At 66.5% G+C, this 11,288-nt stretch carries 10 protein-coding genes (1 of these 10 running past the window's edge); 7 read left to right on the top strand and 3 right to left on the bottom strand.

From position 1 onward, the window contains the following. The 6 genes from RPB_RS21350 to RPB_RS21325 form a co-directional block, all read left to right on the top strand. Positions 1–840, top strand: the 3' portion of a protein-coding gene (locus tag RPB_RS21350; protein WP_157038879.1) for a PstS family phosphate ABC transporter substrate-binding protein. The gene continues 204 nt to the left of window position 1, outside the view; the window shows 840 of its 1,044 coding nt (coding positions 205–1,044); its start codon lies off the left edge, out of view; its stop codon occupies positions 838–840. Between the two features lie 656 nt (positions 841–1,496). Continuing rightward, the gene (locus tag RPB_RS21345; RefSeq protein WP_011443115.1) at positions 1,497–2,096 is read left to right on the top strand and encodes a hypothetical protein; all 600 of its coding nucleotides are present in this window, start codon (positions 1,497–1,499) and stop codon (positions 2,094–2,096) included. Between the two features lie 351 nt (positions 2,097–2,447). Beyond that, the gene (locus tag RPB_RS21340; RefSeq protein WP_011443114.1) at positions 2,448–4,793 is read left to right on the top strand and encodes a TonB-dependent siderophore receptor; all 2,346 of its coding nucleotides are present in this window, start codon (positions 2,448–2,450) and stop codon (positions 4,791–4,793) included. A gap of 4 nt (positions 4,794–4,797) precedes the next feature. Further along, positions 4,798–5,991 (top strand): PepSY-associated TM helix domain-containing protein, encoded by a 1,194-nt coding sequence (locus RPB_RS21335; protein ID WP_011443113.1) that lies wholly within the window; start codon positions 4,798–4,800, stop codon positions 5,989–5,991. Between the two features lie 365 nt (positions 5,992–6,356). Beyond that, a complete protein-coding gene (locus RPB_RS21330; RefSeq protein ID WP_011443112.1) occupies positions 6,357–7,442 on the top strand; it encodes a glycosyltransferase family 4 protein in 1,086 nt (361 codons plus the stop codon). A 64-nt stretch (positions 7,443–7,506) separates the two neighbouring features. After that, positions 7,507–8,049: a methylated-DNA--[protein]-cysteine S-methyltransferase gene (locus RPB_RS21325; RefSeq protein ID WP_011443111.1), complete on the top strand. Its 543-nt coding sequence runs from the start codon at positions 7,507–7,509 to the stop codon at positions 8,047–8,049. A gap of 108 nt (positions 8,050–8,157) precedes the next feature. Here RPB_RS21325 and RPB_RS21320 read toward each other — a convergent pair whose 3' ends face one another. The 3 genes from RPB_RS21320 to RPB_RS21310 form a co-directional block, all read right to left on the bottom strand. Continuing rightward, positions 8,158–8,775: a glutathione S-transferase gene (locus RPB_RS21320; RefSeq protein WP_011443110.1), complete on the bottom strand. Its 618-nt coding sequence runs from the start codon at positions 8,773–8,775 to the stop codon at positions 8,158–8,160. Positions 8,776–8,953: 178 nt separating this feature from the next. Continuing rightward, complete coding sequence (locus RPB_RS21315; protein ID WP_011443109.1) at positions 8,954–9,796, bottom strand: fumarylacetoacetate hydrolase family protein; 843 nt, start codon at positions 9,794–9,796, stop codon at positions 8,954–8,956. 104 nt (positions 9,797–9,900) lie between these two features. After that, the gene (locus tag RPB_RS21310; protein WP_011443108.1) at positions 9,901–10,749 is read right to left on the bottom strand and encodes an MBL fold metallo-hydrolase; all 849 of its coding nucleotides are present in this window, start codon (positions 10,747–10,749) and stop codon (positions 9,901–9,903) included. A gap of 120 nt (positions 10,750–10,869) precedes the next feature. Here RPB_RS21310 and RPB_RS21305 point away from each other — a divergent pair, with 120 nt between their 5' ends. After that, positions 10,870–11,283 (top strand): DUF3775 domain-containing protein, encoded by a 414-nt coding sequence (locus tag RPB_RS21305; protein WP_041798394.1) that lies wholly within the window; start codon positions 10,870–10,872, stop codon positions 11,281–11,283. Positions 11,284–11,288 lie beyond the last annotated feature (5 nt).

Here is an 11,288-nt window from a genome sequence, read left to right as displayed (position 1 = left end):
CCCATCGTGAAAGACGGAGGCCCGCCAGCCGGGTTAATGTCGTTCTGCCGCGGCGTCGGCCCCGACAATTTCGATATCGCTTTCTCCTCGCGCCGGATCGCTTCTTCCGAAGTCGAGCTCTGCAATAAGAACGGCGTCAAAGACATTACTCAAGTGCAGTTTGGCTATGATGCCCTTGTGTTTGTCACCAATAAGGCGAGCCAGACCCCGGCCCTCTCGCGCACGGCTGTCTACCTTGCGATCGCGCGGGACGTTCCGGACAAAGGCACGTTGGCGTCAAATACGAGCAAGCCGGCCAATACCCTCTACATTCCGAGCGCTAACCACGGTGCGCGCGACGTGTTCGACGAAATGCTGATGGTTTCGTCGTGCACGTCCACCGGGGCCTACGCGATTATCCAGAAAACCAATCCAGACAAATCCAAAGTAGCGGCGCAATGTCGGGCAGCGCGGCAAGCCGCGAATGTGGTCAATATGGATAGCGACAGCGGCACACTCGCTCGTCTTCAATCCGATCCCAAGGGCGTCGGCGTGGTCACCTGGTCTTTCTACACGAACAACGACGACAAGTTGAAAGTTGTCGCTTTGGACGGCGTCGTCCCGTCGAAAGCGACGGTGGCTTCAGGCACATTCCCGATAGCGTACCCTCTCTATTTGTATGTGAAAAAGGCTCAAATCGGCCAGATCCCGGGGATTAAGGAGTGGATCGCCGAATTCACGAGTGAAAATGCGTTCGGCCCTGACGGCTATCTTGGGGATAGCGGCCTCGTCTCAATGCCGGATGCACAGAGGCGACAGTCGCGTGCTGATGCCCAGGCCCTCGTATCATATAAACCTTGAGCGGGTGCCGCACGCGCACCATTGCTGGTTGGCTGGTTCGCCGATCGGTTGACAAACCGATGTACGCGACAAGACGGCGCGGTGGCGGCGCGGAACGGCCTGCACGAGGCGACGCCGCTGTGGTACTACATCCTCAAGGAAGCCCAACAGCGCGGCAAGGGCGAGCGTCTCGGGCCGGTCGGCGCGACTGCTCGCCGAAGTCTTCGGCCTGGTCCACGGCGATCACCAGTCCTATCTGTGGTTGAGGGGCAAGGACTGGAATCCGACCCTGCCGTCCGAAGTCCCGGGCACCTTCACCATGGCGGATCTGCCGCGCTTCGTCGGCGACATCAGTCCGATCGACGGCGTCGCCACGGTCTGATCGCGCGCGCCGCCGCCCGCCGGCGCATGATCGTCTCCGACGACCGGCCTCCGGTCGCCGGAATCCTGCCGCGGCGGGCGGCCTCGCTGCCGCATCGGCGCTGCTTCGGTCGCCGTCCCCGAACTGATCACCCGCAACTGCGCGTCATTCGGAACCGCGCCTCGTCCGTCGCCGCTGCGTCCGTTCAAGCCCGCTTCATCTTCGTTCGGCCCTAATCGACATCAAGATCAAGCCTGCCTTGAACCGGAGATTCGCCGGTTCTGACCAACAGGGCGGACCCACCGAGGAGAATTTCATGCACCAGCGTTTTCGTCCCGTCGCCGCCTGGTTCGGCGCGGCCTGTCTTGCCGTCGCGTTGGCGTCGGCGTCCGGCTCCGCCGCCTTCGCCCAGGCAAAGTCAGAGGCCGAGACCAAGCCCTCGCCCGAGGCCGCGGCGCCGTCGCAGCCGGCGTTCAAGGAAATCACGCTGACCGAGAAGCAGGTCGCGGGCGTGCTCGCCGCCCACAAGGACGTCGACGCGGTTGCCGCCAAGCTTCCCGACGATCCGCAGGCCAAGCCGGATCCGAAGATCATCCAGCAACTCGACGCCGCCGCGAAGAAGCACGGCTTCGCCGATTACGGCGACTACAGCGAGGTGGTCGAGACCATCAGCATGGTGATGGCCGGGGTCGATGCCAAGACCAAGACCTATGTCGGCCCCGAGGCCGAGCTGAAGGCCCAGATCGCGATCGTCGAGGCCGATCCCAAGATGTCGGCCGAGGACAAGAAGCTGGCGCTGGCCGATCTCAACGAGGCGCTGAAATCGCCCGGCCCGACGGTCAAGAACCAGACCAACATCGACCTCGTGCTGAAGAACTACGACAAGCTCGTCGACGCGCTCGAGGAAGACGAATAGCCGCGCGATCTCGACATCCGCCCACAGAAACAACAACGCCGCCTCATCCCCGAGGCGGCGTTTTTGTTTGTCGCAACCGTTCAGCCGCACCCACCCCCTCATCCTGAGGAGCCCGTCTCGCCCGAAAGGGCGACGCCGACGTCTCGAAGGATGGCGACGGGAGGCGGCCCGCCCGGGAGGGTGCCCGCCCGCGGATCGTCCGCGCGGCCTGCACGCGCTCGTTGTCGGCATCGCCGATCGCGACAAATGCGATTGCGCCTTAGAGCGATTCAATCGCGGCTGCATTCTCCCGCTTTGCTGCGTCTGCTAAGGGCGGCTGTCACTCACAGTTGCTTTTGAAAGTCACACGCAATGCCGACCGCCCGCCGCTGGCCGATCCTGTCATCGCCGCGCTTGCTTCGCAGCGCCACGGCCCGACTGCTGCTCGGCGCCGCGATCTGCCTCGTCAGTCTGCCGCCCTCGTCGCGACCGGCCGAAGCCCAGGGCGTTGCGCCCGCGGCCGGCGCCGAGCTGCCGAGCGTCACCGTCGATGCGCCCGCCGCCCGGCCGGCGCGTCCGCGATCGGTGGCGGCGCCGCAGCGAAATCCACAGGCCGTGGCGCGCCGGCCGAATCCTCAACGCAATCCCGCGCCGGCGCCGCCGACGCCGTCCGAACGCGCCGCGGCCGCCGCAGCCGTGCTCAACGAGCAGAAACTCGGCTACCGGGCGATGCCGAGCCCGACGACGCTGCGCACCGGCGCCTCGCCGCTCGAGAGCTCGCAATCCGTCAATGTGGTGCCCGAGCAGGTGTTGAAGGATCAGTTGCCGCGCAATCTCGACGACGCGCTCGCCAACGTCTCCGGCGTCACCCAGACCAACACGCTCGCCGGCTCGTTCGACGCGGTGATCCGGCGCGGCTTCGGCGACAATCGCGACGGTTCGATCATGCGCAACGGCATGCCGCTGGTGCAGGGCCGCGCCCTCGGCGCGACCGTCGAGAGCGTCGAGGTGCTGAAGGGCCCGGCGTCGCTGCTGTACGGCATCCAGACCCCCGGCGGCATCGTCAACACCATCAGCCGGCGGCCGGAGCTGTATCAGCACGGCTCGCTGACGTTGCTCGGCTCCAGCTTCGGCGGCGGCAAGAACGGCGCCAATGCGATCTTCGACCTCACCGGGCCGATCGGCGACACCGGCCTCGCCTATCGGTTCATCGGCTCTGGGCTCGACGAGGATTACTGGCGCAATTTCGGCGCCAATCGCGAGATGCTGCTGGCGCCGTCGCTGGCCTGGTATGGCGAGCGCACCACCGTGCAGTTCAGCTACGAGCACCGCGAGTTCAGCTACCCGTTCGATCGCGGCACGTCGTTCGTCAACGGCGCGCCGCTGGCGATCCCGGCGACGCGACGGCTCGACGAGGCGTTCAACCGCACCTGGGGCAAGTCGGATCTGGTGCAGGGCTCGGTCGAGCACCGCCTCGACGACGTCTGGAAGCTCACCGCCGCCTACAGCTACAATTCCGAGACCTACGACGCCAATCAGCTCCGCATCACCGGCGTCAATGCCGCAACCGGCGTCGAGACCCGCAGCAATGACGGCACCAAGGGCGCGCTGGCCTATTCGAGCTACGGCACGTCATATCTGTCGGGCGAGCTCTGGCTCGGCGGGCTGCGCAACGACGTGCTGATCGGCGGCGATGCGCAGCGCCGCGTGATCTATCGGCAGAACCTGATCCGCCAGTCGACGCCGAGCTTCAACTTCTACAATCCGGTCTATGGCCTGGTGCAGCCGGGCACGACCGTCTCGGCGTCCGACAGCGACCAGACCGACAAGCTCGAAACCCGCTCGCTGTTCGTGCAGGACACGCTGCATCTCACCGACTGGTTCTCGCTGGTCGGCGGCCTGCGCTGGATGGAATACGATCAGCTCGCCGGTCGCGGCCGGCCGTTCACCGCCAACACCGACCTCGCGGGGTCGAAGGTGCTGCCGCTCGCCGGCGCGATTTTCAAGCTCAACCAGCAGGTCTCGCTCTACGCCAGCTACACCCAGTCGCTGCAGCCGAGTTCGACCATCGCGCCGCTGACCGGCGGCGTCGTCATCGGCTCCAACATCGCGCCCGAAGAGGGCACGCAATATGAAGCCGGCGTCAAATTCGACCTGAACAAGCGGCTGTCCGGCACGCTGGCGGTCTACGACATCGACAAGAAGAACGTGCTGGTGTCGCAGTTCAACGCGTCGACGGGGCTGAACGAATATCGCGCCGCCGGCAAGGTGCGCTCGCGCGGCGTCGAATTCGACGTCACCGGCCGGCTCGACGATCATTGGAGCACGATCGCCAGCTACGGCTACACCGACGCCTATGTGACCGAAGATCCGACGCTGGTCGGCAAGCGCCTGCAGAACGTCGCGATGAACACCGCGTCGCTGTTCCTGGTGTATGATTTCGGCACCGCGCTGCCCGGGCGGCTCCGGCTCGGCGGCGGCGCCCGCTATGTCGGCGACCGGCCCGGCGACAGCACCAATTCCTTCGTGCTGCCGGCCTATACGGTGGCCGATGTCTTCGCCAGCTACGAGGTGAAACACGCCGGCATCCCGGTGATCTATCAGCTCAACGTCAAGAACCTGTTCGATCAGGTGTACTACCCGTCGGCGGTCAACACCCTGAACGTCGCCCTCGGCGACGCCCGGCGGTTCTCGCTGTCGGCGACGGCGAAGTTCTAGCGTTGTGGCAAGGTCGTCCGCGATCAAACCGGCGCTGCTGCAACTGCATTCGATCGCCGGCCTGATCCTGTCGCTGTTCCTCGCCGTGATCGCGCTGAGCGGCGCGGTGCTGAGTTTCGAGGACGAGATCCAGGCCGCGCTGAATGCCGATCGCACAACGGTCGAGCTCCGCGCGACGCCGCGGCTGCAGCCCGACGAATTGATCGCCCGGCTGCAGGCCGCCACCGGCGCCGGCAAGATCGCCTCGCTCACGCTGGCGCGCGATCCGGCGGCGGCGGTTCACATCCGCTTCGCGCGCAATGACGACGCCTCGCGGCCGTCGTCGCTCTATGTCGATCCCTATGACGCCCGCGTGCTCGGCCATCCGGTCGGCGAGGGCTTCTTCGCCACGGTGCGCAAGCTGCATCGCTGGCTGCTGCTGCCGGGCGATGCCAAGGGTTGGGGCCGGCCGATCGGCGGCATCGTCGCAATGGGCCTGATCGCGATGCTGATCACCGGGCTGGTGCTGCGCTGGCCGCATCGCGCCGGCAGCGTGAAGGTCTGGCTGAAGCCGAATTGGCGGCTGCGCGGCCGCGGCCTGCACCGCTCGTTGCACGCGGTGATCGGCACTTGGGCGATGCTGATCTATCTGGTGATGGTGCTGACCGGATTGTGGTGGTCGTTCGACTGGTACAGAGACGGCGCAATCTGGCTTTTGTCCAGCGCGCCCCCGCGCGCCGAACCGATGCAGCCAGCGCCGAAGCGCATGGCCGCCGCATCCGACAAGTCCGACAGCAAGCGCGAGGCTGCATCGGCGCTGCCGCTCGATCGTGTGTGGTCGGCCTTCCTGCAGCAGCAGGGCGAGCGCTTCGTCACCGCGCGCCTGACGCCGCCGGCCGGCGGCGGCACGCTGGTGCGCGTCCGATCCTGGAGCGCCGCCGCCGACGGCGTCCGCGACGAATTCCGCATCGATGCCGCGAGCGGCAAGATCGTCTCCGCCGACCTCTACGCCGCCAAGCCGCTCGGCGACCGCATCCTCGCCCGCGTGCTCGACATCCACCGCGGCGCGATCCTCGGCTGGCCGGGCAAGCTGCTGTTCATGCTCGCCGCGCTTGCAATGCCGCTGTTCGTGATCACCGGATTGCTGCTGTATCTGTCACGCCGACGCCACAACCGCCTCACGCGCGCGCCGGTCGGAGAACTGGCGGCAGGAAAATAGCCCCGACGGTCGGTCTCACCCCTCGACTGTCACGCGCCCGATCTCATCCCGAGCAGCCACAAGCCCAGCCGCCATCCTGCGTCGCCGCGCCCACAGCCGTCATCCTGCGGTCGCCGCGCCCCGCAGCCGTCATCCTGAGGAGCCCGGAATCGCCCGTGAGGGCGAGCCGGGCGTCTCGAAGGATGGCCGCAAGCACCTTCACCCGTCGCCATCCTTCGAGACGCGCGCCTGAAGAAGGCGCGCTCCTCAGGATGACGGTCGCGCATGTTTCTCATGCATCACCGCGTTGCACCATCGCGTTCCGCCGCGCTATAACCGCGCCGTTGTGATGATCCGGATGCACCTTCGATGAGCCGGCGTTTCCCATGAAGGTCATGCTGGCGATCTTCAAACTCGACAGACTGGGCGGCAAGGAACGCGATTGCATGGCGATCGCGCGGCACCTTGCGGCGCGTGGTCACGACGTCACCGTGCTGACGACGTCGGCCGACGTCGCGGCCATCGACGATCTGCGGATCGAGAGCCTGCGCGCCCGCGGGCTCGCCAATCACGTGCTGCTGCGCAATTTTGCGCGCGACGTGATCGACCGCAGGCAGCGCGAGCGGCCCGATGCGCTGCTGTCGTTCGAGCGAATCCCCGACGCCGATTATCACTACGTCGCCGACGGCGCCGCGATCCTGCGCGCCTGGCAGCTGCTGGCGTGGCCGCCGCGCCGCCGCGCCAAGCTGGCGCTGGAGCGCGCGGTGTTCGCGGCGCCGGCCGCGACCCGGTTGTTCTTCCTCACCGAGCGCCAGCGCGACGAATACATCATCGCCTATGATTTCGAGCCGGCCCGCGCCAGCGTGCTGCCGATGGTGCTGCACGACGACCGCTACGCCGCCGCGCGCAAGCTCGGCGCCTCCCGCTGGCGCAGCGAGCTCGGCATTCCCGGCGACGCGCTGATGGCGGTGTCGGTCGCGGTCGATCCGAAGCTCAAGGGCGTCGATCGTAGCCTCGCCGCGCTGGCGTCCTATCCGAAGCTTCACCTCGTCGTCGCCGGTTCGGATTCGCCGTGGCTGCATCGCGGCGTGGTGCGGCGCGATCTCGAGCGGCGCGTGCACATCGTGCCTTACGTCGCCGAGGTGATGGAGCTGATCGCGGCGGCCGATTTCATGCTGCACCCCGCGCGCTCCGAAGCGGCCGGGCAAGTGATCGGCGAGGCGCTGCTCGCCGGCGTGCCGGTGCTCGCCTCGGCCGCCTGCGGCTATGCCGGCGAGATCGAGCGCAGCGGCGCCGGCCTGGTGCTGCCGGAGCCGTTCCAGCAGGAGGCGCTGGTCGCCGGCATCGCCGCGATGATCGACGCACTGCCGGCGATGCGCAAGCAAGCGGCGGCGCGCGCGAAGAGCCTGCAGCAGCAGCGCGGCGCGTGGCTGTTGGCGATCGCCGAACGGATCGAACAGCGCGACGTCTGAATCCGGGTGGATCACGGCGCCCGCCGCGGCTAGACTCGCCGGCCCATCAGCAACGAGAATTCCGATGACGGCGTACAACTACGCGATGTTCGACACCGCGCTCGGCCGCTGCGGCATCGCCTGGGGCGATCGCGGCGTCGTCGCCGTGCAACTGCCGCAGCCGAGCGAGGCGCAGACCCGCGCGCGGATCGCCCAACGCCAGGGCGCGATCGACGAAGCCGCGCCGCCGGCGCCGGTGCAAGACGCGATCGACGGCATCGTCGCACTGCTCGCAGGCCAGCCGATCGATCTCACGCATATTGCGCTCGACCTCGACGGCGTCTCCGAATTCCAGCGCGGCGTCTACGCCATCGCGCGCACCATCCCGCCGGGGCACACGCTGAGTTACGGCGACATCGCCAAACGACTCGGCGGAGTCGAATTGGCGCGCGAGGTCGGCCAGGCGCTCGGTCGCAATCCGGTGCCGGTGATCGTGCCGTGCCACCGCGTGCTCGCCGCCGGCGGCAAGCCCGGCGGATTTTCCGCCAATGGCGGCGTCGCCACCAAGCTCAAACTGCTGTCGATCGAGGGCGCGGCGGTCAACTACACGCCGAGCCTGTTCGATTGAACGGCGGAATTCTTGCGGCGCGACCTGCCTGAAGTTTGTCACAGGTTTGCCGCAAGCCACCAAGACTCACGCCGGCGGCGCCAAGGCCCGCGCCGGCGGCGCAAAGCCTCACGCCGGCGGCGGCATCGAGACCTTAACCGATTGACGTTCCATCATTTTCTGGTTGAACGCGTCGAGTTTCGGATACGCCTTGCGCCAGCCGCAATCGGGAAACCGGAAATCCGCATAACCGAGCACGCAAACCAGCCCGATCTGCGCCAAATCCAGTTGTCCGTTCAAGACTTTATCGGCCTTCTCGAAGCGCGCCAGGCCGCTCCAGGCGCGATTCCAGTGATCGTCGTACCAGCCCTGCCAGAACAGCTCCTTGGGCCGCACCATCTTCTCGTAGCGGCACAGCAGCATCGAATCCAGCATGCCCTGCAGCAGCGAGTGATCGCTCTTCACGCGCCACTTCTCCGGCCCCGACGCCGGCACGAGCTTGCCGCCGCCGGCGAGATCGTCGAGATATTCGGCGATCACGTAGGAATCGACGATCACTTCGCCGTTGTCGAGAATCAGCGCCGGCAGCTTCTTCAGCGGATTGACGTCGCGCATGTAGTCGTCATTGGCCTGCGCCGGGATCACCGTCGCCGGAATGAATTCGATGCGGTCGATCAGTCCCAGTTCGATCGCGGCGATCCGCAGCTTGCGGGCGAACGGCGAGGCGGGGGAGAACGAGAGTTTCATCGGAAGTCCTTCGGATAGGCTTGTCAGGCGGGGCTTTTCGACGCTTGCCACGTCATCCTGAGGAGCCCGGCGAAGCCGGGCGTCTCGAACGATGGGCGGCGAATACTATCAACTTCACCATCCTTCGAGACGCGCTCCTGCGGAGCGCTCCTCGGGATGACGTCCTTGATGTTGCGGCTCACGCCGCCACGATGGTCTGCTTCTGCTCGCCGAGGCCGTCGATGCCGAGCGTGACGACGTCGCCGACGCTGAGGAATTGCGGGGGTTTCTTGCCCATGCCGACGCCGGGCGGCGTGCCGGTGGTGATGATGTCGCCGGGCAGCAGCGTCATCAGCTCGGACAGATAGGACACGATTTTCGGCACGTTGAAGATCATCGTCGCGGTCGAGCCGGTCTGGCAGCGCGTGCCGTTGACGTCGAGCCACATCCCGAGTTTGTGCACGTCGGCGATCTCGTCCCGGGTGACGAGCCACGGCCCGAGCGGCCCGAACGTGTCGTGCGACTTGCCCTTGGTCCACTGCCCCATGCGCTCGATCTGGAAGGCGCGCTCGGAAACGTCGTTGCAGACCGCGTAGCCGGCGACGTAGTTCAACGCATCGGCCTCGGAGACGTATTTGGCGCGGCTGCCGATCACGATCGCGAGTTCGACTTCCCAGTCGAGCTTGGTCGATCCGCGCGGCTTCTCGACGTCGTCGTTCGGCCCGCACAGCGAGCTCGACGCCTTCATGAAGACGATCGGCTCGGACGGAATCGGCATGTTGGCTTCGGCGGCGTGATCCGCGTAGTTCAGTCCGATAGCGATGAATTTCGGCGCGCCGCCGACCGGCGATCCGATCCGCGGCTGGCCTGCCACGGCCGGCAGGCTCGCGGCATCCAGCGCGGCGAGCTTGGCGAGGCTGGCCGGCGCGAAGGCTTCGCCGGCGAGGTCCGGCAGTTGCGCCGACAGATCGCGCAACTGGCCTGATTTATCGATCAGGCCGGGTTTTTCCTGGCCGATCGCACCATATCGAACGAGCTTCATGCCGCGCTTCCTCCTGAATTTTCGCTGCTCACCTCATGGAACAGCGCTGCGCGAAATTCAACCGGCGTAGTCGCGGGCGGCCCATGCGGTGCGGTCGCGCAGGGCTATTGCGTTGCGACGAAGCGGAAGGCGTCGCCGTCGCGGATGATGTGGCCGGGCCCGAAATGGCCGCCGATCACCAGCGTCGGCGTATCGGCGAAGCGCGAAAACAGCGCGCGCCGGGATTCGGTCGATTGCTTCGGATCGAAGTCCACCGTCGAGGCCCAGTCGAGATGCGCCATCTGGCAGGGATGGTGCGCGACGTCGCCGCTCAGCAGCGCCTCGGCGCCGTCCGAGCGGATGTGCAGGCTGACATGGCCCGGGCTGTGGCCCGGCGTCGGAATCAGCGTGATCTCGTCGCTGATCGCCGCATCGCTCGCCACCAGATCGACCAGACCGGCATCGACCACCGGCTGGATCGAATCCGCGAACACGGCGGCGTGCTCGCCCTCGGTGCTGTGCTGTTTCCAGTAGTCGTATTCGTCGCGCGCGAACACGTAGCGGGCATTGCTGAAGGTCGGCACCCAGCGCCCATCGACGAGCCGGGTATTCCAGCCGACATGATCGACGTGCAGATGCGTGCAGATCACCATGTCGATGTTGTCGGCCGGATAGCCCGCCGCGGCCATGTCGGCCAGAAAGGGTCTGTCCAATCCGTTCCAGGTCGGGACGCTGCGGCCCTGCTTGTCGTTGCCGATGCAGGTGTCGACCACGATGCGGCGAGTCGGCGTCTCGACCACCAGCGCGTGCACGGTCATCTTCAGCCGGCCCTCCGCATTGGCGAAGTCGGGCGCGAGCCAGGGCAGCTTCTGGATTTCCTCGTTGGTGGCCTGCGGCAGGATGAACCGGGTGCCCCCGGTGGATTCGATTTCGACGATTTTCGTGATCTTGACCTTGCCGATCGTCCAGCCCATCCCACGTCTCTCCCGATTGTTGTTTTGCCCGACCATGCTGGTTTTGCCGGAGCGGTGCAATGGATCATCTGCCGCTGCACCGCGTTGGTCGCACGGCGCCAAACGATGGGAGATCATTCGATGCCGGAACTCGCGATTTCCACCGATAAGGTCGGCTTTCTGATCGAGAAGGCGCGTGAATACGACGTCAAGGAGGGGGCCTCCGACCTCGATTCCGGCTCGAACGGCGTCGACGACAACATGATCGATGTGCTGGAGGACAATGGCGACGATCCGGTGGCGCAGGAAATCGCCGGGTTCATCGCCGCGATGACCGAGGAAGAGCAGATCGATCTGGTGGCGCTGATGCGGCTCGGCCGCGGCGACGGCAGCATCGAGGAATGGGACGATCTGCGCCGCGAGGCCGCCGACGGCCGCAACGGCCGCACCGCACGCTACCTGCTCGGCGAACCGCTGCTCAGCGACTATCTCGCCGCCGGGCTCGACGAATTCGGCCTGTCCTGGACCGACGAGCGGATCACGCCGGTGACGTGAGGCGC

The sequence above is a fragment of the Rhodopseudomonas palustris HaA2 genome, from assembly GCF_000013365.1.
Taxonomy (GTDB): Bacteria; Pseudomonadota; Alphaproteobacteria; order Rhizobiales; family Xanthobacteraceae; genus Rhodopseudomonas; species Rhodopseudomonas palustris_J.
Note: the sequence above shows the minus strand (reverse complement) of the source record. Positions and strands in the feature narration are given on the sequence as shown.